Raw genomic sequence first — 19,812 nt, 5'->3', positions numbered from 1 at the left:
AAGTGCCTTCTTTCTATCTCAATTGTAACTGAGTTAACAAGTTTGCTAAATGTTCTTCTGAAAAGTTGGGAACATTTGCTTTGATTTTTTCTAAAACAGCGCTGCCCTCTGCTAATTGATGTGTTAGCGCATCTTTCGCGCCAGCAATCCCTAAAAGAGCTGGATACGTACTTTTATTCAACGCTTCATCTCGGCCTACTTTTTTACCTAAATCTGCTTCTGTACTTGTGGCATCTAATAAGTCATCACGAATTTGAAAAGCCAAGCCATAGTGATGCGCAAACTGTGTCAGTAAACCAATGACTTCTTCTGTTTGATTGGCTAATACGCCCCCAGCAATTAAGGCGAATTCAATTAGCGCTCCGGTTTTCTTTTCATGAACAGCCGCTAACTCTTCTAAAGTCAAGCTGACTTTTTCTCCTTCAATATCACCCATTTGGCCGGCAACCATGCCTTGATTCCCCGCTGCCTTTGCCAGTTGTTGCATCAGTAAAACTTTTTCACTTAAGCCTAATTGGCTCAAAGAAAGTAACTGAAATGCGCCTGTTAATAAGCCGTCCCCTGCTAAAATGGCAGTCGCTTCACCAAACACTTTATGATTGGTTGGTTTGCCACGACGTAAATCATCATCATCCATTGCTGGTAAATCATCATGAATTAATGAATACGTATGAATCATCTCTAAAGAGGCAGCCACTTGATAGTCTTGTGTTTCCATCTCTTTTTGAAAAGCGGCCACTGTTGTTAACACTAATAGCGGGCGTAATCGTTTGCCACCTGCGTGTATTGAGTAGAGCATTGCTTCTTTCAAACGCTCATTTTCAGTATATTCTGCGATAAAATCGACCATGACTTTTTCAACCAACGGTAAATGCTGTTGACTAAAATTCGTCATTACGCTTCCTCGCTCTCTTCAAAAACAATTTCTTCATTGTTTTCTGTCATCATTTTCGTTAAAGTTTTTTCCGCTTTTTCCAATGTATCTTGACATTGTTTACTTAATGCCATGCCCTCTTGAAAGGCAGCTAAGGCTTCTTCCAAAGGAACATCTCCTCGTTCTAAGCGCTGAACGATTTCCTCTAAGGCATTTAATGATTCTTCAAACGTTTTTTCTTTTGCTGGCATGTTAAAACTCCTCTTTTTTCGCTGTTATTGTTTCGACGTTTGCTTGAACTGTACCGTCAGCATAATGAATCGTTAATTGATCTGCTGGCTGTAACTCGGTAACAGTTTTAACGACACGGTCCTCTTTTGTAGTATAACTATATCCTCGACCCATAATTTTGAGTGGGCTGAGTAAGTCTAATTGTTGAACAGCAGACGTGAATTGCTTTTGTTTGTTTAGGAACAATTGTGTCATTTGTGTTTGCAAGTTTCGTTGTAAAAATGCCAATTGTTGCTGACTTTCTCTTAATTGTCCCTTTGGTGTCTGTTGTTGCAATTGAGCGATAATTCCTTGGGCTTGACGTTGTTTTTGGTGATGAATTGTTGTCATTGCTTGGAAAAGACGTTGCGTCATTCGATCTAATTTAATCGTTTGACCTTCATAAAGCCGCTCAGGTTGCTTAAACACATAAGAGTTTTGTAGTCGTTGGAAACGTTCTGTTCGTTGTTGCAAGAGATATAAAAAGCTTTGTTCTAAACGACTACGCCGTTCACTAATTCTTAATAGTTCTTCATTTAAAACTGGTACCGCTAGTTCCGCTGCTGCTGTTGGGGTTGCTGCACGAACATCTGCTACCATATCGGCAATTGTCACATCTGTTTCGTGCCCAACCGATGAAATAATCGGTGTGGTAGCAGCATGAATGGCTCGAGCCACTTTTTCTTCATTAAATGGCCATAAATCCTCAATTGAACCACCGCCACGGCCGATGATCATCGTATCAAAATCGCCTTGCGCATCGGCTCGCTGAATGTTCCGCACAATGTCATCCGCCGCCTGCTCGCCTTGGACCAAGGTTGGAAAAAGGACCAGTTGTGCAATTGGGTAGCGTCTTTTGACTGTCGTAATGATATCCCGAATGACAGCACCACTAGGACTTGTAACCACAGCGATTCGTTTGGGATAACGAGGCAACTGTTGTTTAGGCCCTTCAAAAAGTCCTTCTTTTCCTAGTTTTTCTCTTAATTCTGCCAATGCTTGATAAAGTGCACCGACACCATCTGGTTCCATATGTTCAATATAAATTTGATAGGAGCCGCTGTTTTCATAAAGCGAAATCCGCCCCACCACCATGACTTTCATGCCTTCTTTTGGTTGAAACTTCAATTTTTGAAAGGCTGATTTAAACATAATTGCAGAAATCTTCGCATGGTCATCTTTTAAACTGAAGTACTGATGCGCGTTCGCTCGGAAGCGAAAGTTCGAAATTTCACCTGTTAAATAGACACGTCCTAAGTAAGGGTCTGCATCAAATTTACGTTTTAAATACTTCGTTAAGGCTGTTACTGTTAAATACTGTTGCGTCATTTTTTCACCTTACTTTTGTTTTTTTGCTGCCTCGACTGTTTGATACATTAACATGGTAATCGTCATTGGGCCAACACCTTTGGGAACTGGTGTAATATAGCTTGCAATTTCAGAAACTTCATCGAATGCTACATCACCAATCAGTTTTCCTTCTTGATTGCGATTCATACCCACATCAATCACTACCGCACCTGGTTTCACGAACTCTTTGGTGACAAAATGCCCGCTTCCAATTGCTACAACTAAAATATCCGCTTCTTTTGCAACTTCTGCTAAATGTTCAGTTTTAGAATGGGCAATCGTCACGGTCGCATTTTTCATTAACAACAATTGTGCCATTGGCTTGCCAACAATATTACTTCGACCAATAACCACCGCACGTTTACCTGTTAAATCAATATCATAAGCTTCAAACATCTTCATAATTCCATACGGCGTGCAAGGAATCATTTCAGGTTTGCCTACAAACAAACGGCCTAAATTCATTGGATGGAACCCATCTACATCTTTTTTGGGATCAATTGCTAATAAAATCTTTTCTTCATCAATATGTTTTGGCAAAGGTAGTTGTACAAGAATGCCATGAAAGCGTGAATCTTGATTATATTTGTCAATCTCAGCCAATAATTCTTCTTCTGAAATAGTTTCTGGCAGTTTTTCGACCTTTGACAGAATGCCAATTTTGGCTGCTGCACGTTCTTTATTTTTCACATACGTTTGGCTGGCAGGATTTTCCCCAACTAATAAAACAACTAATCCTGGTTGGATGCCTTGTTGTGTCATCTTTTCTACATCTTTTTGAATCTCTGCTTGCATTTGATCTGCTAATTCACGACCGTTAATTACTGTACTCATTCCTTCGCTCCCTCTATTGTTTCTTTACTTCTTTAATAGTATTTATTTTAGCATATAACCCAGTATCTTAACACCAGTTAGATAGTAAAAAAAGATTCAGAGCTTACGCCTCTGAATCAATTTCTTTCATTACATTTGATAACACACCATTAACAAATTTACGTGAACGGTCGTCGCTGTATTTTTTACTTAACTCAACGGCTTCATTTAATGCCACAATGTTTGGCACATCTGAAACGTATAGCATTTCAAAAATAGCTAAACGTAAAATAACAATATCTATTTTTGCTAAGCGTTGCATAGACCAGTTATTACCTAAATGGTTCGTAATCACTTCGTCTAGTTCTGCTTTGCGGCTACACACACCGCCGACAAGTAAATCTAAATACGTAGGGACTAGGTCTTCGCCATCTTCACTGACGATGTCCCGATTATCATAAGCCAATGCATAATCAATGGCATCTTGTTTGGTTAAATCAGCATTAAAATCTAAAGGAAAAAGGGCTTGGAGCGCTTTTTCACGAATCTCGTGACGGGTTAATTCTGTTTTACTCATTCTCTTCTCCATCTTCATCTTCTGGGAATAATTCATTTAAGTCTGGTTGAGGGATTTTTTCAGGTACTACCGCTACAACATGAATATTCACTTCAACTAAATCAATATCTGTCATAAATAAGACTTGTTGTTTCACACGGTCTTGCATTTCTAATGCAACTTTTGGTACAGAAACACCGTAGTTCAAGTAACAATAGATATCGACTTTTAAGCCTTCTTCTTCTGTTCGTAAATATACACCTTTGCCGTGTGCTGCACGGCCTAATAATTCATTCACATTATTGGCGAACGTGCCACGCATCCCATAAACGCCCTCTACTTTTGAAGCAGCGATTCCGATAATTACTTCAATGACTTCAGGAGCGATCACGATTTCTCCTAAAGAATCGTTTGCATTGATTACAAGATTTTTTTCTTCTGACATTTGGTTGTCCTCCTTATCTATTACGCACAAAATCGTTAAATAAACGATTTATTTGATGAATCACTAAGTCTCTTAAGGATTCTCTTTTAAGCAACGGATGATTCTTAAAAATTAAAACAACACTGGTTTCTTCAGTTAGTTGTGAAAGAACGTCCAAATTTTGCTTATCAATACTCGTTCTTAGTTTATCATTAATTAGCCTATTTCGCTACCAGAAAAGCTAAGTTCTGACTAAAAGAACAGATAATTTCTTGTCATAAATTTCTAATTCAAGCCTTTAGACGTAAAAATAAGAAAGACCAAGTAATTTTGGCTTTCTTATTTTTACGTCTTTATTCTTCAGGATAACGTTCCATTAGTTTCGTCCGATGCTTTTGCATAATCATTTCTAAAGAGATGTCATATTTATCCGCTAAAATAAATAAATTATCCAACACATCGCCTAACTCTTCCGTTAAATTTTCCAGATTCTCTTCATCCGCCAAAACTGTTTCATCCGGTCGATCACGGCCAATTTCAATTGTCCGAATGGCTCGACAAACTTCGCCGACTTCTTCTGTTAAAAAGTTGGAACGAATGAACGGATCATATTGATACCAGTTACGTTTTTTATAAAACGCGCTAATAAACCGCTGATACTCTTGGATATCCATATTCTCCCAACCTTTATAAAATGATTAATTCTTTTGGCGCATGTGTCAATACACGATTACCTTCAGCAGTAATTAATAAATCGTCCTCAATACGCACGCCACCAATTCCTGGCAAATAAATTCCAGGTTCGTCCGTAATCACATTCCCTGGTACAAACTGTTTGTCTGCTCGGAATGAAACATTTGGTCCTTCATGAATTTCTAACCCAATGCCATGACCAGTGCTGTGACCAAACGCATCGCCATAGCCATAGGAAGCAATATGATCCCGTGCAATCGCATCTAATTGAATGCCCGTCAATCCAGGTTTAGCTTCTGCTAACACTTTTAATTGTGCTTCTAAAACAATGTCATAAATTTCTTTTAGTTTTGGCTGAATACTACCAATGGCAAATGTCCGTGTCATATCAGAAACATAGCCTTCATAATAACAACCGAAATCCAAAGTGATTAACTCACCTTTTTCGATGACTTTATGGCTAGCAACGCCATGTGGCATCGCTGAACGTAGACCGCTGGCCACAATTGTCTCAAAAGAAACACCACTGGCTCCTTTTGAACGCATGAAGAAATCTAATTGATTAGCCACTTCAATCTCTGTCATTCCAGGTTTAATCATCTCTAAGACAAAGGCAAATCCTTGATCCGCGATGGCACACGCTTTTTCAATAATCGCTACTTCTTCTTCATCTTTCACTTCTCTTAATTCTTCAATCAAACCCATTACAGGAACTAATTCACATGGTAAAATTTCTTCCAATAAGCTATAATCAGCGAAACTAACTTGCGTTTCTTCAAAAGCTAAATTATCTAATTGCAAACGTTCAGCTAAATCTGCTACTTCGTCAAAAATATGTCCTGTGTTTTTAACGATAGTAAAACCAGTTGCTTGTTCCGCAGCTTGTTCCGTATAACGAAAATCCGTTACAAAAAAAGCTTTATCTAATGTAATCATTGCCAAGCCTGTTGTCCCAGTAAAATTGGTTAAATAACGTAAATTATACGGACTTGTCACTAAAAATCCTTGTAAATTATTTTCTTTCATTAACTCCCGTAGCTTTTCGACTCTTGCCATCATTGGTTCGACCTTCTTTCTTTTTTCTCATTTTTCATTATAGCAAATTTACTTCAGAAAAGCATGAATCACCAAAAAGCTTCATCGAGAAAGTTTACTGAAAATTTTACCTTTCCTTATTTTTTGCTTAACACTTTTGTAGTAAACTAATTTAGCGACTTCAAGGAGGAAATTATGAACGTTTATTTATTTCTGGCACTATTTTTCATTATTATCGGCATTTTAAGCTATAGTTTTTTTATTGAACCTAACTGCTTAGTCATACACAAAAATCAAATTAAAGTAACAGAATCAGGGAAAACCTTACGGATTGTTCAACTCTCTGATATTCATTTAAAAAAGAATTATTCTGTGAAGGCCTTAAAACAGATTGTTGAAAAAACAAATACATTACAACCAGACATAGTCGTTTTTACAGGAGACTTATTTGATGATTATGCCCGTTTCGGTATCGAAATTCAGGATGAGGTGTGTCAACTTTTCCGTAAAATTAACGCCCCTTATGGCAAATTCGCTATTTATGGCAACCACGAATATAGCGGGTTAGATACCAATTTTTACGAAACAATCTTAGAAGCTGCCGACTTTACCGTACTAAAAAACACGGGCAAATTACTGCCTGTCTCACACCGTATCTCCTTGTACGTCGCTGGTTTAGAAGATTCGTTATATGGACAAACCGACTTAGCTGCAGCTTTAGTCAACCGCCCTACTGGAACGCCCACTCTGCTACTAACCCATGAGCCAGATGTCGCAGACTCAGCAGTCAACAAAAACATTGACCTCATTTTAGCAGGACATAGTCACGGCGGACAGATTCGCTTGCCTTTTTTCACTTACAAAAATCAGCTTGCCAAAAAATATACACATGGGCTTTATCATTTAGAAGATGAAACGCCGCTAATTGTTCACCCAGGAATCGGAACCACTAAAATCAGCGCACGCTTCGGTGTCTTACCAACAATTGAACTGATTGAGTTAACTATTTAACTATGCATTAAAAAGACCGCCCCACGTTAGAGAAAAATTCTCACGTTGGACGGTCTTTGATTATGTTCGATTAATGATGAAAATCTTGCTCGTGATCTTCTTCTACTTTCGCTTTTCCTAGCGTATAAAATTTGCTGCCATTTAACCCGAGAATAAATAGCACAACCACTAGTAAAAGAATTGATAAAGATAACAATAAAGTCTGCAAGCCATCGCCATGTGCAACCATTAATTGACGTAAAATTGCGGTTAAACAAATTAAAATCAAATAACGAATCGGAATATGGTGTCCTTCTTGAATATAGCGAAGAATCATCATAATAAACTCAAATAACATAAAGAATGAAATAATTTCTTGCATGATAACTGAAAAATTATCCGGCGTCATTGGCTTCATGAGATATGTAGCGAGGTCAACTAAATAACTAGCCATAAATACTAATAAGAAAACTCCTAAAATCCCTAATACAATATCCAAAATCAAATTCACGTACTTCTTTACTACACTAAAATTCTTCTGCATAATACCCTTCTTTCTTTTGACTCAATTATTTTATAACATGCTTGTTATTACATTAAATATATCATCAATTAACCTTGTCAGACAAGCAGTTAAACCCAATGTGAGATTTTTTTTATTTTGAGATGTTTCTTTATTTTCCGGCTAACCCTTTATGCAAGACAAAAAAAGGCTGAATCCGCAGATTCAGCTTTTTAATCGTATTAGTTAGCTACTGGATAAACTGATACTTGTTTTTTGTCGCGGCCTTTACGTTCGAAACGTACCACACCGTCAACTTTTGCAAATAACGTATCGTCGCCACCGATTCCAACGTTCACACCTGGATAAATTTTAGTTCCGCGTTGACGGTATAAAATTGAACCACCTGTAACTGTTTGGCCATCAGCACTTTTAGCGCCTAATCGTTTAGATTCAGAGTCACGGCCGTTTGATGTAGAACCGCCACCTTTTTTATGGGCAAATAATTGTAAATTCATAGTCAATAACATAGTCTGCACCTCCTATTTCTCAGTGATTGTTTTTATTTGAATAAATTCAGTATTTTCGTTCTCTATTGATTGTAAACCTAATAAAAGATTTTCTAATAGAATTTGGGCAATATTTTTTTGTTCCTGATTGACAGTTGTTAACATCTCGACATAAAGGTAGCCACCTTCTACATCGTCAACTTCGACAATCGGTTCAAAACCTGCTAAGGCATCAATCCCATTGACTGTGCTAATTGCTAAGGCAGAAACTGCCGCGCAAACCACATCGCTGCCATAAGGACCTGCTTCAGCATGCCCGGTTAATTCGAATGAAACGATTCGGCCGGAGCCTGTCCGTTTAAAAGAACCTTTAATCATTGATAGGCCTTCTTTCCTGTCAACAAGAGAGATTAAGCGTTGATTGCTTCGATCATAACTTTTGTATACGGTTGACGGTGACCTTGTTTACGGTGAGAGTGTTTTTTAGGTTTGTATTGGAAAGTCACGACTTTCTTTTGTTTGCCGTGTTTTTCAACAGTTCCTTCAACAGTTGCGCCTGCAACAGTTGGCGCACCAACTTTTGTAGATTCGCCACCTACTAAGATAACTTCGTCAAAAACAACTTTCTCGCCAGCCTCAACGTTTAATTTTTCAACGTAGATTGCTTGACCTACTTCAACTTTCACTTGTTTACCACCAGTTTTGATAATTGCGTACATGCTATACAGCACCTCCTTCTTCTAGACTTAGACTCGCCATCCCAAGTGATGATTACTCATGCTTAAAAACTTGTTCTGTGCGGTTGTAGCTGTGGAGACCACAATTACAACACTAACTATAATAACAGAACCAGAAAACCTCGTCAATATAAACTCTCTATTTTCTTCACTTTCTCTCTCCAAAAAAACTTCTTCTGTTATTTAAATTTCCGATTGACTTTCTAACACTACTTCCATTATAATTAGCTTTGTTGTGTTACAACTATTGTCATAGTAGCTCAGCAGGATAGAGCATCCGCCTTCTAAGCGGACGGTCGGGGGTTCGAATCCCTCCTGTGACGTAACGATAACAAAAGCGCCTCTTAGAAACCCTTGTTTCTAAGAGGCGCTTTTGTTATCCCAAGTTCATCCTAACCTAGTTTAACTTTCTACCAACTTGAAGTACCTCCACCTCCGCCAAAACTCCCACCTCCGAAACTGTCACCGGAGCCATCATCAGAAGAACCCTCGTTGCTTGTAACCCACCAATCATGACGATTCGCATACATACTGGTCTTTTTTAGTTGCCTGTCAGAACGTGAACTTGCTAGAAATTTAGCAATAGACACATTTCCATAAGCAAAACGCATATCATAGTATTCAGGATACGTAGTCTTAATAAATCTTATCGGATAGAAGGATTTTGAAGCTTTTTTGTTGGTAATCTTTTTTTCTCTAATTTTTTTCCGCAATAATTTTTTTTCAATTTTATATTGCTGGTTGTCTAAATCGTTTGCTAATTGTTTTAATGATTTTGATTTTTCTGAACTTACTTGCTGGATATCTTTTAAAAACCTACGGATCATAGAATCCAGATGCAATCTATTTTGTAAGCCAACACCTATTGATTTTATATAACCAAATAAGAAAAAGACCAGAATCAAAAAATAGACCAGACTAACCATGGGTACTAAAGAGTCTTCGTCTTCTAAAAATGTCAGAATCTCTGTGATTAGTGTGAAAACTGTCGAAGCAAACGACTGCTCTGATAAACTAACTTGAACATAAATAATCAGAGTCATAGATACCAAAAAAGGATGTTTTAATAAAATCGAAAGAGGAAACAAAATAATTTTTAGGTAAGCAGGTATTAAGTTATCATTAATTCCACTAATCCGACACGCAGGCAGTTTCGTTTCTGGAACTTTTTCCCAATACACTTCACCTATCCAAAAACGCGGTAAATAGATCCATGGTTGATTCACCTTCCAAAAACAAGCACACATAGAAGAGCTTCTTAAATCTTTCCACTGTGCAACATAATTATAAATAAATTTCTTTGGTGTCACCTCGCCAAATGCAAAATCCATATCATAGTATGCGGGAATTATTATCTCTTTTTTCGAATTTTCAGGATATAAAATATTTTTCTCCAAACGCGCCTTGGCAGCTTTAAATTCAACCGATTGTTCTCCTAAAACAATTGACTCAGAGGAAATACCGCCATTATAAAACATAGCTACATCTTCCTTATAGCGGTTTGCCATGTCAACTAGAGCCAAGCGGGCACTAAGTTCTTTCCCCGCATTACGTAATTCCCATAAAAAATACAACATAACAATAATAAAAACTATAATTAGCCAAGGCTTTAACGACCTTCCTATTCCTAATAAATATAACCAAATTTTCTGCAAAAAACTAATCTTAGGTAGCGAGGTCGTTTTAGACATAGTATCAGTAGTAAGTAGTTCCTTAATTCGAGTGGTGACAATATGTATTCCTGCATTAAAATCCTTTAATTTATAAAAATCTTTCACGGTACTATCTGTTATTTCATCGGTTAAACTATCTGGGATTATCTCTTCAAGCCCATAGCCTACTGCAAGTCTTGCTTGCCTGTCTTTGACAGATACTAAGTAAATCACTCCATTATTATAAAGTTTATTTCCGATACCTAATTTATTACCTATTTGATTAGTAAAACTTTCAATCGTTTCATTTTCAGGAACTTGCTCAACTGTGATAACCATTAGTTGTGGTTTCGTTTCCGTCTTACTAAGTTCTTGATTAATTTTTTGTACATTATTAATGACTTCTTCGTTCAAAATTTGTGCATTATCTGAAACAAAAAGATGATTTTGATTAATTTTTACTACGACATCGTCTGTTGGAGCTGAATAAGTCCTTTCAAATCGTTTTAAGAAACTCATTCCCAAATAGATCCCTATTAAAAGAACAGCTAGATAAACTAAATTCTTCATTACAATACTTTTTACTTTTATTTTTCGATACTCCCCCACGCTCATTTGTAATTCTATCCCTACTTTATTTTTCCCATACACTGATTTTTTCTCCCTTCCACTCCTACCGAATGTTCTAGCTCTGATTTTCCACAGAGCTAAATAAATTTTTTTGTATTAAAAATTTATTTTCTTAATAGTTAGTATACCGAATATAGACGTTCAAATCTCTATCTTTTTAACTAATTTCTGTTAACACGCATAAAAAAGAACGTAACGCTTAGTTGACAAACGTTACGTTCTTTTCAGATAACTAGTTAAACAAACACAAGAATATTGATTTTTACAGCTCGTTTTCTAAAATCTCAATCCGCTCATCAAAACTCAACTCTTGATAGATTTGGTGGAGCATCCACATGTACCCATACGGATCAATAAACAATGAATTTTTGAGCGCTCCTTCCATCATTTCAGTAATAGGCTGTACTTCTTGACAACCGTTTTCCATTGCCAGTTGATGTGTCTCTTCAATATTTTCTACTGTTATATTAAACCAGATAGTATTGGGATGTTCTTGGGTTGGTGCTTTTAACCCATATTCTTCATTGGCATCTAACATGTGAAACCTCGTGCCATAAAGTTGAAAAACCGCTTCATTCATTCCGATAGGGTATTCGGTTGCTTCCACTACCTCTATTTCAAACACCTTTTTATATAAGGCAAGCGCCTTAAGGCTATCACTAACAATAAAATCGATTTCTGTCCCTTTAATCATTTGTTTTTCCTCCTTCAAAGCTACTAACTGTTGATTAATTTTTTTAATCTTTTGCTCCTCCATTTGAATTAAATGTCGCGATTGATCTCGTTTTCTTAACAAAATAGTTTCCAAAAAAGAAGCATCCTTAAGTTTTCTCAAAGTTTCCGCCATCTCTTCAACTTTAAACCCTGAATCTCTTAACAGTAAAATTTGTTTCAATAAAGGAATTTGATGTGCGCTATAATAGCGATATCCTGTTTTTTTATCAATTTCATTTGGAACAAAAATTCCTGCTTTTTCATAATGACGCAGCATCCGTGGGGAAATATCCATTAACTTGGCAAATTGCCCAATTTGATACATAGAGTCTCCTTTTCATTCAATTGATATTCTTATCATAAACCTTGACACCATGTGAAAGTCAATGAAAAAGTTTCTATTCATACATTTCTATTTTATTTGAATATTCCCGTGATCTTTCTCTTGTTATTTTCTAAAAATCTCCTTTACATTTACCAAAACAGTTGATACGATTAGTATACCTTCTTAAAATTAGAATTTTATAATCTTTAATTTACTAAAAGGTAATCAAAATGAAATCATCTAACCATTAACTTTATTCAGGTCATCAATCTCTTATTTTTGAAAAATAAAATACTCGACAGTTCATTCATTTTTTTTCATATGCGTTGTTATGGAATCTAGTTCCTGTGTTAAACTCTGATGGTTATAAAGTTTTAATCACGTTATTCAGTGTAGATGAATTAGAAAATAAAAGAAAAAATCACTTGATTGTAAAGCTAATACAAGCAATTAGTTTGTTATTGGTCATTGAAACAGTCATTAGTTGGTTTGTGTGAGGTGACTAAGTTGTTAGAACTAAATGATTACACATTGAAAATAAATAATAAATTACTTTTAGAACATACAAAAGTTTCATTTAGAAAAGGGGTGATTAATCATATCTTAGGGAAAAACGGTGTAGGGAAATCACAATTTGCTAAGGATTTATTGTTAAACCGGAGTGGTTTAATCCCTTCTGAAATAAGTAAAAATGTTACGATTATTTCAAGCTTTTCTAATGTCCCTAATGATTTAAAAGTCTGCGAATTATTTATTCTTCTAGAGAAAAGATTTGGTTTAGATTCAGTCGCACACTTGGCTCATTCTTTGCACGCTACAAATATTTCTAAAACTTCCTTAATTGGACAATTAAGTGATGGACAAAAACAAAAACTAAAATTACTTTCTTTTTTTCTGGAAGATAAATCAATTATTGTATTAGATGAAATTACCAACGCCTTAGATAAACAGACAATTAATGAAATCTATCTATTTCTACTTGCATATATAAAAAATCATCCTAAAAAAATTATTCTAAACATCACACACAATTTATCAGATTTAAAAAATTTAAAAGGCAACTATTACTTAATTGAAGATTTCAAAATGATGCGTTTTACTAATCAAACTGAAGTTATTCAGAAGTATATTGAGGGGTGAAATTTTGGAATTAAAAAAAACGATTTCCAACAAAATAATGATTATTTTAATTGCAATTATCGTTGCAATCTTTGCAATGGGATGGATTCTACCTATTGGCATCGATAAAGTAACTAGGTTAAGTTACCGAGAATACTTATTTAGTACATATACTGTATTTACACAATTTGGCTTTCTAATGTTTTCGTTTCTAGTCTCTTTCTTTATTAATAAAGAGTACTCAGGAAAAACAATTTTATTTTATCGTATGATGAATACCAATAGCCTTACTTTTTATATAAAAAAAGTTTTGACACTTACCGTAGAGACCCTAGGCAGTATTCTAGTTCTGTTATTTATCGTTTCCTTTATTTTTATGGATTTTTCTGTAATTCTGCAAATGTTTTTTTTATTATCGATGATTTCAATTCAGTATATTTTAATTGTTGCGTTGATCAGTTTTTTATCTGCTAACGTTCTTTTATCTATCGGTTTTAGCATACTCTATTGGATTACAACAGTACTTTTTGTTGCAATTGGTGGATTTTTACGTTTTTTTGCAATATTTGATGCTTCAAACGAATTATATCTAAACGTCCAGAATTTTTTAGAAGGCTCAGAAAACTCAATTAGTTTTGACCACAATTTATTGATTATCTTGTATATTATAGTTCTAACAGTCATCGCGTTGGCTATTGCAAGGATAAATAATAAACGTTGGCTAAGACTAGGAGTATAAACGACACCCACTTCGCAGATAGGATTCATCTACTTATTCGAGACAATAGATTAAATCAAATACAACTAGTTGAAACTAAAAAAGTATCAATTTTGATACGCCCCAAACTGATATTTTTCTAAACTTTGGGGCGTGTAATCAAAATACAAGCTTCTTAGTGTGGCACTGGATATTTCACCGCATTTTTCTTCAACTTTTCTTCGATAATTTCGTCCAAATCAAACCCTAAATTATCAGCCATCATGTAGGAGTAAATGAGAACATCAGCCAATTCTTCTTTGATTCGTTCTTCTTGTTTGATGCCTTCTTCTGCTGTTTTCCATTGAAAAAGTTCTAACAATTCTGCTGCTTCTAAACAAATTGAGAGCGCCAAATCTTTTTCATTATGGTGGGGGCGCCAATTTCTTTCATCACGAAATTGATTAATTTTTGCCATTGTATCCATCTGTTCCCCTGCCTTCTTATTCATTTGATGGCAACTGAAACCCATCGAACGTTTCACCATCATAGTATTTTAATAACTGTTCTGTAGACAATAACGAGGAAGTTATTTCTTCCTCTTCAACAACTGCTTGATTCTCTTCTCTATACAACAAATAAGCCTGTAAAAGCTGTTGGTAGAGTTTTTTTCGTGAAGAGGCTTCCGCTGAAAGAAACGTTAATTCTTTTAAGTGTCCGCGATAGACAGGCAAATCATCAACGAATTCGATTGGTAATTCTACTACAGTTAACTGAAATTCTTCAAAGACTTCTTCGTACATCTGCCATTCCCTCTTTCTGTCGATATTGTTTTGGGGTCATGCCCATTTCTTCTTTAAAACGTTTATAAAAAAAGGCTTTGTCTTGATAGCCGATTCGTTCAACAATCGTTTGAATCGATAAATCTGTTTGCTTCAAGTAGTTTTTCGCCAATTGGATTCGGTAGGCTAAGACAATTTCCGTAAACGTTTTGTTTGTTTTTTCTTTTAAAAAATTCGATAAGTAATTCGGATGAAAATGAAATTTAGCGGCGACTTCTGCTAAAGTGACATGCGCAATCTGTTGCTCAATATACGCTAAAATCACCTCAACACGTTGATGATTCGACAAATAATTATCTTGCATCTTTAAAGCTTCTCTAGGCAGTTGACCTAGTTCCACCACCAGCAAAACAAAGGCCGCTTTGGTCACTTTATTATTAAAATAGGCCATTTTCACAATTTGTTTCAGCAATAATAGCGAATAGACATGAACATCCGAATTTGGCTGGCTGGTAAAAACGAAATATCGAGGAATGTTTTCAAATTCACTGCTAGCAATTTCTGTAAAAAAACGATACATGACTGGTTCTTCCGCCAGCTGATTTAAGAGCGTATCAAGAAAATAGTGCTTTTTAAAATAAAATATAATCATAGACATTCCTTGCCCCTGATAGCTAACCGAGGTGGCCTCATTGACAATCATGACTTGACCAGCCGAAAACGAACACCTTTGTTGATCCAAATAAGCATTGCCATCTTGCTCTAAACAATAGAGCATCCGAATAAATCCTTTCGGAACGTCAATGGTTTCCGAAGATGCCAGCATAAAGCCCGCAATTTCTCGATGCGGATTTTCCTTAAATTGCGCTACTTCATTCTCAAGAGCATTGGTAGTGGTTAAATAACAATCTAAGGTCTCTAAAAACTGATAAAATGCTGCATATTGCTCTTCTTTGCTTGCCAATTAATCACCTCATAATCCAACACTTTTTACTTTACTCCCTCTATTTTTTTCTTTGGCGTTTCCTTCTATACTAGATACATGGTAACACGAAAAAAGAGATTCAACAGTTTTTAGGAGGAATTTTTTATGAAAATTAGTTTTATCGGTGCTGGAAATATGGCATCCGCTATTGCCAAAGGTGCGCTAAAAAAGCAATTTATTGCCGCAGAAAACCTTTATTTTTATGATATTCAAGTCGAAAAAACCGCCGCTTTTGCACAAGAAATTGGTGCACACGCGGTTGCTTCACCACAAGAAGCCATTGCAGTAGCTGACTTAGTTATTTTAGCGGTGAAACCGCAATTCGTTCAAGCAGCTTTACTTGAAGCAAAAGAAGCAATTTTAGACAAGCAACCGTTAATTGTTTCCATTGCAGCAGGTACGACTATTGCAGAATTGTATCAACTGTTTGAGACTACCCAACCGCTCCGTCTCGTTCGTGTGATGCCCAATATGAATGCATTGATTGGCGCAGGTGCAGCAGCTGTTTGTGGCAACGCTTTTGCATCCCCTGAAGACATCCAGACTGTTTTATCGTTGTTTCGAGCAGTTGGCCAAGCCTGGGAATTAGAGGAACAGTATTTTTCGATTTTTACTGCTATTGCAGGTAGCACTCCTGCGTATGCTTTCTTATTTATTGATTCGATTGCCCGAGCAGCCGTTAAAAATGGTATGAACAAAGAGTTAGCCTTAGAAATTGCCACACAAGCTGTACTAGGCAGCGCTCAAACTTTGGCAAATAGCACAGAGAATCCTTGGACTTTAATCGACCAAGTCAGTTCTCCTGGTGGAACCACGGTTGCTGGGATTGTCGAATTAGAAAACAATGCGTTTATTTCAACAGTCATCAAAGGGATTGAGGCCACCATCCTTCGGGATCAAGAATTAGCCAAACAAGACTGATAAGAATAATTACATGAGCGAATAAATAAGAAAAAGCGCTGAAAATTCAGCGCTTTTTCTTATTTTAGTTGAATGAGTAAGCCAAAATGATCACTGACTATCGGTGTTTTCCTACCATCAAAAATTACTTCATATTTTCGTACGTGCCACTGTTTTGGAACAAATGCGTAGTCAATCCGCAAGGCTGCTTCATTTTCTTCCCAGCCATCTATTTTTTTCTCTACTGTCGCTTCACCGCTTGTCTCTCCCGCTACAACAAATGCATCTTGAATCGGCAAGTAACTATTTTCCACTAATTGATAGCCAGTTGTACCAGCTGGGTTGTTTAAATCGCCTAAAATGACCAACGGTTGTTGCCCCATCGCTAAGTATTTCTCTAATTGTAGCCATTCATAGGCAAAACCTGTACAGGGTGTTTCCCACCAAGAAAAGTGACTAGAGACAACAGTAAGCGTACCTTTTGAACTCTCTGTCTCCGCTACTAAGATTTTTCTTGTTCGATAATTCGTTGGTTCTTGGCTTTCTGAAATAAGGAGAGCTTCACTAGTCAACGGACATTTCGAAAGTAGTGCGTTCCCTTCTTCATAAATAGCGTAACCAATGTGGCTCATTTCCCAACTCCAATAATAGTGTTGGCCTTTTTCAGCTAGATATTGAACGATTAGATATGCAAAATTATCTTCATGAATCGGTGTTTGGGTCGCCACGGGACAAAAAGTAGTTAACTGTTCTAACGGCACTTTCTTGGAAGCGACTTTCTGATTCACTTCTTGTAAGGCAATTATTTCACTTTCAGAAGATAAAATCACCTTGGCAATCTCCTCTAATTTTTTTAATGGTTCTTCTTCTAACCAGCTATGAGTATTGATTGTTAAAAGATTCATCTTTTCCCCTTCTCTTACATGTTATTAGGTCGGGCACAATTATTGATTGTGCCCGACCTAATCATTTAAATTTCAATCTGTCCGATCACAGTTCCCGCAGTGGTGGTTCCTAGTTGATTAATAACTACTTGTTCCACTTTGTCGCTATTTGTAAAGGCGACAATAATCGTTGTTTCTTTGCCAGCTTGTTCAATCACATCCAAGTTCATTTTAGCTAGTTTCGTCCCAGCTTTCAATGATTGTCCTTCTTTAACAAAAGATTCAAAAGCAGGAGTTGCCATTTCAACTGTATCAATCCCCATATGGACAAGTACTTCGATGCCTTCTTCTGTTTGTAGCCCAATCGCATGTTTGCTTGGGAAAACACTTAGGACTTTCCCCGAAATTGGTGCCACCACCTCTCCTTCTAGAGGCTTAACTGCAAATCCATCCCCCATCATTTTTTGTGAAAAGACAGGATCATTGACTTGCGCCATTGGAATAACTTCCCCTGTCGCCACAGCCACGAAATCTTTTTTCTTACCTAAGAAATTCGTTGCTGGCACTCCTGTTGTACTTTCTGCTATAACTGGTTCTGGAATGTCAACGCCGGAAGCTAGTAAATCTTCAATATCGGATTTTAAAACATCGGCTTTTGGTCCATAAACGGCTTGAACGCCATTATCTTTCACAATCAAGCCCATTGCGCCTGCCCGTTTCCACGCCTCTTCCGAACCGACTTTTTCTCGATCCTTTACACTGACACGTAAGCGTGTCATACACGCATCAACTTCTTTGATATTTTGTTTACCACCAAGTAAGTAGACAATTTGCGCGATTTGCTGATCGACGACGCCTGAACCAGCCGCGCCAGATGCGATTTCTTCGCCGTTATCATTGTCATAGTTTCCATTTCTTCCAGGTGTTGCGTAATTAAATTTTTTAATTAAGAAATTCGCTAAGAAATAAGTGACAACACCAAAAATGATGACCATTAAAACAAAATTGATTAAATCGCCACCTAAACCAGCTTTTATTGCTAGCGGTGTTCTTGTTAACAATTCAATATTTCCAAACGAATGCACACGCAATGGTAAAATATCAGCCATTGCAAAAGCAGCACCTTGGATTACGGCATAAATCACATAAAGCGGCACTGCAGCAAACATAAACATGAATTCTAACGGCTCTGTCACACCAGTTAAGAAAACAGCTAAAGCAGCAGAAAAATACATTGATTTATATTTAGCTTTTTTATCTGCATCGACATTACGATACATCGCCAAAGCCATCCCCATTAAAATCCCTGAAGAACCAATCATTTGGCCTACTTTGAATCGAGCTGGTGTCCAATTTTCTAAGACAAACTGATACTTGCTCATATCACCAGCACCTTTAAGATTCACTAAGTCTGTTGCCCAAGCCAACCATAAAGGATCTTGACCAAAGACTTGGGTTCCAGCTTGTGCGCCAGATAAAATTTCATACGTTCCACCTAATTGTGTATAGTTGATTGGAATCGTCAACATATGATGTAACCCAAAAGGTAATAACAAACGTTCCAACGTTCCATATAAGAATGGCGCTAAAATAGGTGCACTATCTTGAGATTGCGCAATCCATAACCCAAAATTATTAATTCCCGCTTGAATATTTGGCCAAATAAGTGCTAATGCAATTGAGACAATTGTAGACCACAAAATAACGACAAATGGGACAAACCGTTTACCATTAAAAAATGATAGCGCATCTGGTAATTTCCGATAATTGTAATACTTGTTGTAAGCCATCGCACCGACAAAACCAGCAATAATCCCTACAAAAACACCCATATTTAATGCCGGAGCTTCTAAGACACTTGTAAAGAATCCCTTCACCATAATCTTGGTGCCAAATAAGGTATGCGTGAAAGCTTGTTCATCTGCCAACATTTCATTTGTTACACCAAAAATGGCTCCAGTAATACGGTTGATTAAAACAAAAGAAATCCCCGCTGCAAATGCGCCACCTGCACGATCTTTGGCCCAACTGCCACCTATTGCTAACGCAAATAGTAAATGTAAGTTGCCAATAATTGCCCAACCGATACTCTCTAGAACTCCGCCTGTTGTTACTAACAAACCTAAATTAGGATCGATTAAGGGAAGCGATTTCCCAATACTAATCATTAAACCCGCTGCGGGCATTACTGCCACAACGACCATTAAAGCTTTCCCGAATTTTTGCCAAAACTCAAAACTAAACATTTTTTTCATTCCTGCCACTCCTTACGCAATCGGTTTCGTTATGTTGCCATTATATACTCCTGTTTCCTTTTTGTAAATGCTTTAATTTCAAAAATATTGTGGAAAACAACTCCCTACTACTTAAT

At 36.7% G+C, this 19,812-nt stretch carries 23 protein-coding genes, 1 tRNA gene, 1 pseudogene and 1 other annotated feature; of the genes and pseudogenes, 5 read left to right on the top strand and 20 right to left on the bottom strand.

The window, feature by feature from the left end:
• Positions 1 to 13: 13 nt before the first annotated feature.
• The 8 genes from IGL93_RS03665 to IGL93_RS03630 all read right to left on the bottom strand — a co-directional run bounded on the left by IGL93_RS03665 (position 14) and on the right by IGL93_RS03630 (position 6,039).
• A complete protein-coding gene (locus tag IGL93_RS03665) occupies positions 14 to 895 on the bottom strand; it encodes a polyprenyl synthetase family protein (protein ID WP_002355879.1) in 882 nt (293 codons plus the stop codon).
• On the bottom strand, positions 895 to 1,125 hold the full coding sequence (locus IGL93_RS03660) for an exodeoxyribonuclease VII small subunit (RefSeq protein ID WP_002355878.1): 231 nt from the start codon (positions 1,123 to 1,125) through the stop codon (positions 895 to 897). The genes IGL93_RS03665 and IGL93_RS03660 overlap by 1 nt, the downstream gene beginning before the upstream one ends.
• A 1-nt stretch (position 1,126) precedes the next feature.
• Positions 1,127 to 2,473, bottom strand: a complete 1,347-nt coding sequence (gene xseA / locus IGL93_RS03655; protein WP_002355877.1) for an exodeoxyribonuclease VII large subunit — start codon at positions 2,471 to 2,473, stop codon at positions 1,127 to 1,129.
• A gap of 9 nt (positions 2,474 to 2,482) precedes the next feature.
• Positions 2,483 to 3,328, bottom strand: coding sequence for a bifunctional methylenetetrahydrofolate dehydrogenase/methenyltetrahydrofolate cyclohydrolase (locus IGL93_RS03650; protein ID WP_284954698.1), 846 nt, complete (start codon positions 3,326 to 3,328; stop codon positions 2,483 to 2,485).
• Positions 3,329 to 3,431: 103 nt separating this feature from the next.
• Entirely contained in the window at positions 3,432 to 3,884 is a 453-nt protein-coding gene (nusB, locus tag IGL93_RS03645; RefSeq protein ID WP_010775678.1) for a transcription antitermination factor NusB, read from the bottom strand.
• Positions 3,877 to 4,308 (bottom strand): Asp23/Gls24 family envelope stress response protein, encoded by a 432-nt coding sequence (locus IGL93_RS03640; RefSeq protein ID WP_002355874.1) that lies wholly within the window; start codon positions 4,306 to 4,308, stop codon positions 3,877 to 3,879. The genes nusB and IGL93_RS03640 overlap by 8 nt, the downstream gene beginning before the upstream one ends.
• 332 nt (positions 4,309 to 4,640) lie before the next feature.
• Entirely contained in the window at positions 4,641 to 4,961 is a 321-nt protein-coding gene (locus tag IGL93_RS03635; RefSeq protein ID WP_002355872.1) for a MazG nucleotide pyrophosphohydrolase domain-containing protein, read from the bottom strand.
• A gap of 13 nt (positions 4,962 to 4,974) precedes the next feature.
• Positions 4,975 to 6,039, bottom strand: coding sequence for a M24 family metallopeptidase (locus IGL93_RS03630; RefSeq protein ID WP_002391500.1), 1,065 nt, complete (start codon positions 6,037 to 6,039; stop codon positions 4,975 to 4,977).
• A 171-nt stretch (positions 6,040 to 6,210) separates the two neighbouring features.
• Between IGL93_RS03630 and IGL93_RS03625 the strand changes: the two genes are divergently transcribed.
• Complete coding sequence (locus tag IGL93_RS03625; protein WP_010775677.1) at positions 6,211 to 7,026, top strand: metallophosphoesterase; 816 nt, start codon at positions 6,211 to 6,213, stop codon at positions 7,024 to 7,026.
• A gap of 70 nt (positions 7,027 to 7,096) precedes the next feature.
• On the opposite strand, the gene psiE is transcribed toward IGL93_RS03625, so the two are convergent.
• From psiE to rplU, 4 genes are all read right to left on the bottom strand, one after another.
• Positions 7,097 to 7,549 carry a phosphate-starvation-inducible protein PsiE gene (gene psiE / locus IGL93_RS03620; RefSeq protein ID WP_002355869.1) on the bottom strand — a complete coding sequence of 151 codons (453 nt, stop codon included), beginning with the start codon at positions 7,547 to 7,549 and terminating at the stop codon, positions 7,097 to 7,099.
• 200 nt (positions 7,550 to 7,749) lie between these two features.
• The gene (rpmA, locus tag IGL93_RS03615) at positions 7,750 to 8,037 is read right to left on the bottom strand and encodes a 50S ribosomal protein L27 (RefSeq protein ID WP_002355868.1); all 288 of its coding nucleotides are present in this window, start codon (positions 8,035 to 8,037) and stop codon (positions 7,750 to 7,752) included.
• 12 nt (positions 8,038 to 8,049) lie between these two features.
• Positions 8,050 to 8,394, bottom strand: coding sequence for a ribosomal-processing cysteine protease Prp (locus tag IGL93_RS03610; RefSeq protein WP_002355867.1), 345 nt, complete (start codon positions 8,392 to 8,394; stop codon positions 8,050 to 8,052).
• Between the two features lie 32 nt (positions 8,395 to 8,426).
• Positions 8,427 to 8,735: a 50S ribosomal protein L21 gene (gene rplU, locus IGL93_RS03605; RefSeq protein ID WP_002355866.1), complete on the bottom strand. Its 309-nt coding sequence runs from the start codon at positions 8,733 to 8,735 to the stop codon at positions 8,427 to 8,429.
• A 19-nt stretch (positions 8,736 to 8,754) separates the two neighbouring features.
• Positions 8,755 to 8,830, bottom strand: a sequence feature (ribosomal protein L21 leader region).
• A 172-nt stretch (positions 8,831 to 9,002) separates the two neighbouring features.
• On the opposite strand from rplU, the gene IGL93_RS03600 reads away from it, so the two are divergent.
• Positions 9,003 to 9,076 (top strand) — tRNA-Arg (locus tag IGL93_RS03600).
• An 87-nt stretch (positions 9,077 to 9,163) separates the two neighbouring features.
• Here the strand turns inward: IGL93_RS03600 and IGL93_RS03595 are convergent.
• From IGL93_RS03595 to IGL93_RS03585, 3 genes and pseudogenes are all read right to left on the bottom strand, one after another.
• Positions 9,164 to 11,056: a TPM domain-containing protein gene (locus tag IGL93_RS03595; RefSeq protein WP_024041647.1), complete on the bottom strand. Its 1,893-nt coding sequence runs from the start codon at positions 11,054 to 11,056 to the stop codon at positions 9,164 to 9,166.
• Positions 11,057 to 11,297: 241 nt separating this feature from the next.
• On the bottom strand, positions 11,298 to 11,729 hold the full coding sequence (locus IGL93_RS03590; protein ID WP_002366322.1) for a VOC family protein: 432 nt from the start codon (positions 11,727 to 11,729) through the stop codon (positions 11,298 to 11,300).
• Between the two features lie 144 nt (positions 11,730 to 11,873).
• Positions 11,874 to 12,074 (bottom strand): annotated as a pseudogene (locus IGL93_RS03585) (MerR family transcriptional regulator); the annotation flags it as partial.
• A 498-nt stretch (positions 12,075 to 12,572) separates the two neighbouring features.
• On the opposite strand from IGL93_RS03585, the gene IGL93_RS03580 reads away from it, so the two are divergent.
• Together IGL93_RS03580 and IGL93_RS03575 are read left to right on the top strand one after the other, a co-directional pair.
• Positions 12,573 to 13,214: an ABC transporter ATP-binding protein gene (locus IGL93_RS03580; protein ID WP_025192663.1), complete on the top strand. Its 642-nt coding sequence runs from the start codon at positions 12,573 to 12,575 to the stop codon at positions 13,212 to 13,214.
• Between the two features lie 37 nt (positions 13,215 to 13,251).
• The gene (locus IGL93_RS03575; protein ID WP_024041649.1) at positions 13,252 to 13,932 is read left to right on the top strand and encodes an ABC transporter permease; all 681 of its coding nucleotides are present in this window, start codon (positions 13,252 to 13,254) and stop codon (positions 13,930 to 13,932) included.
• A 154-nt stretch (positions 13,933 to 14,086) separates the two neighbouring features.
• Here IGL93_RS03575 and IGL93_RS03570 read toward each other — a convergent pair whose 3' ends face one another.
• From IGL93_RS03570 to IGL93_RS03560, 3 genes are read right to left on the bottom strand one after another with little or no spacing between them, the layout of a single operon-like run.
• Positions 14,087 to 14,401, bottom strand: coding sequence for a nucleotide pyrophosphohydrolase (locus IGL93_RS03570; protein ID WP_002363321.1), 315 nt, complete (start codon positions 14,399 to 14,401; stop codon positions 14,087 to 14,089).
• On the bottom strand, positions 14,394 to 14,693 hold the full coding sequence (locus IGL93_RS03565) for a hypothetical protein (RefSeq protein ID WP_002358867.1): 300 nt from the start codon (positions 14,691 to 14,693) through the stop codon (positions 14,394 to 14,396). Before IGL93_RS03565 ends, IGL93_RS03570 begins: the two co-directional genes overlap by 8 nt.
• Positions 14,674 to 15,636 (bottom strand): helix-turn-helix domain-containing protein, encoded by a 963-nt coding sequence (locus IGL93_RS03560; protein WP_010713814.1) that lies wholly within the window; start codon positions 15,634 to 15,636, stop codon positions 14,674 to 14,676. Before IGL93_RS03560 ends, IGL93_RS03565 begins: the two co-directional genes overlap by 20 nt.
• A 126-nt stretch (positions 15,637 to 15,762) precedes the next feature.
• On the opposite strand from IGL93_RS03560, the gene proC reads away from it, so the two are divergent.
• Complete coding sequence (gene proC, locus IGL93_RS03555; protein ID WP_002355848.1) at positions 15,763 to 16,578, top strand: pyrroline-5-carboxylate reductase; 816 nt, start codon at positions 15,763 to 15,765, stop codon at positions 16,576 to 16,578.
• Positions 16,579 to 16,637: 59 nt separating this feature from the next.
• Here the strand turns inward: proC and mapP are convergent, their stop codons facing one another.
• Both mapP and IGL93_RS03545 read right to left on the bottom strand, forming a co-directional pair.
• Positions 16,638 to 17,462, bottom strand: a complete 825-nt coding sequence (gene mapP, locus IGL93_RS03550) for a maltose 6'-phosphate phosphatase (RefSeq protein WP_010713815.1) — start codon at positions 17,460 to 17,462, stop codon at positions 16,638 to 16,640.
• Between the two features lie 65 nt (positions 17,463 to 17,527).
• Complete coding sequence (locus IGL93_RS03545; RefSeq protein ID WP_010713816.1) at positions 17,528 to 19,696, bottom strand: PTS transporter subunit IIBC; 2,169 nt, start codon at positions 19,694 to 19,696, stop codon at positions 17,528 to 17,530.
• Positions 19,697 to 19,812: the final 116 nt, after the last annotated feature.

It is taken from the genome of Enterococcus sp. DIV1328a (assembly GCF_050536905.1).
Taxonomy (GTDB): domain Bacteria; phylum Bacillota; class Bacilli; order Lactobacillales; family Enterococcaceae; genus Enterococcus; species Enterococcus faecalis.
The sequence above is the reverse complement of the archived record's forward strand: the minus strand, read 5'-3'. Positions and strand labels throughout refer to the sequence as shown.

Bases quoted from the DNA above. Each gene is read 5' to 3' on its own strand.
- rplU (WP_002355866.1), bottom strand. From the start codon at position 8,735: ATGTACGCAATTATCAAAACTGGTGGTAAACAAGTGAAAGTTGAAGTA.
- IGL93_RS03625 (WP_010775677.1), top strand. From the start codon at position 6,211: ATGAACGTTTATTTATTTCTGGCACTATTTTTCATTATTATCGGCATT.
- psiE (WP_002355869.1), bottom strand. From the start codon at position 7,549: ATGCAGAAGAATTTTAGTGTAGTAAAGAAGTACGTGAATTTGATTTTG.
- IGL93_RS03610 (WP_002355867.1), bottom strand. From the start codon at position 8,394: ATGATTAAAGGTTCTTTTAAACGGACAGGCTCCGGCCGAATCGTTTCA.
- rpmA (WP_002355868.1), bottom strand. From the start codon at position 8,037: ATGTTATTGACTATGAATTTACAATTATTTGCCCATAAAAAAGGTGGC.
- nusB (WP_010775678.1), bottom strand. From the start codon at position 3,884: ATGAGTAAAACAGAATTAACCCGTCACGAGATTCGTGAAAAAGCGCTC.
- mapP (WP_010713815.1), bottom strand. From the start codon at position 17,462: ATGAATCTTTTAACAATCAATACTCATAGCTGGTTAGAAGAAGAACCA.
- xseA (WP_002355877.1), bottom strand. From the start codon at position 2,473: ATGACGCAACAGTATTTAACAGTAACAGCCTTAACGAAGTATTTAAAA.
- IGL93_RS03640 (WP_002355874.1), bottom strand. From the start codon at position 4,308: ATGTCAGAAGAAAAAAATCTTGTAATCAATGCAAACGATTCTTTAGGA.
- IGL93_RS03660 (WP_002355878.1), bottom strand. From the start codon at position 1,125: ATGCCAGCAAAAGAAAAAACGTTTGAAGAATCATTAAATGCCTTAGAG.
- IGL93_RS03590 (WP_002366322.1), bottom strand. From the start codon at position 11,729: ATGATTAAAGGGACAGAAATCGATTTTATTGTTAGTGATAGCCTTAAG.
- IGL93_RS03575 (WP_024041649.1), top strand. From the start codon at position 13,252: ATGATTATTTTAATTGCAATTATCGTTGCAATCTTTGCAATGGGATGG.
- IGL93_RS03635 (WP_002355872.1), bottom strand. From the start codon at position 4,961: ATGGATATCCAAGAGTATCAGCGGTTTATTAGCGCGTTTTATAAAAAA.
- IGL93_RS03665 (WP_002355879.1), bottom strand. From the start codon at position 895: ATGACGAATTTTAGTCAACAGCATTTACCGTTGGTTGAAAAAGTCATG.
- proC (WP_002355848.1), top strand. From the start codon at position 15,763: ATGAAAATTAGTTTTATCGGTGCTGGAAATATGGCATCCGCTATTGCC.
- IGL93_RS03565 (WP_002358867.1), bottom strand. From the start codon at position 14,693: ATGTACGAAGAAGTCTTTGAAGAATTTCAGTTAACTGTAGTAGAATTA.
- IGL93_RS03545 (WP_010713816.1), bottom strand. From the start codon at position 19,696: ATGAAAAAAATGTTTAGTTTTGAGTTTTGGCAAAAATTCGGGAAAGCT.
- IGL93_RS03630 (WP_002391500.1), bottom strand. From the start codon at position 6,039: ATGATGGCAAGAGTCGAAAAGCTACGGGAGTTAATGAAAGAAAATAAT.
- IGL93_RS03570 (WP_002363321.1), bottom strand. From the start codon at position 14,401: ATGAATAAGAAGGCAGGGGAACAGATGGATACAATGGCAAAAATTAAT.
- IGL93_RS03650 (WP_284954698.1), bottom strand. From the start codon at position 3,328: ATGAGTACAGTAATTAACGGTCGTGAATTAGCAGATCAAATGCAAGCA.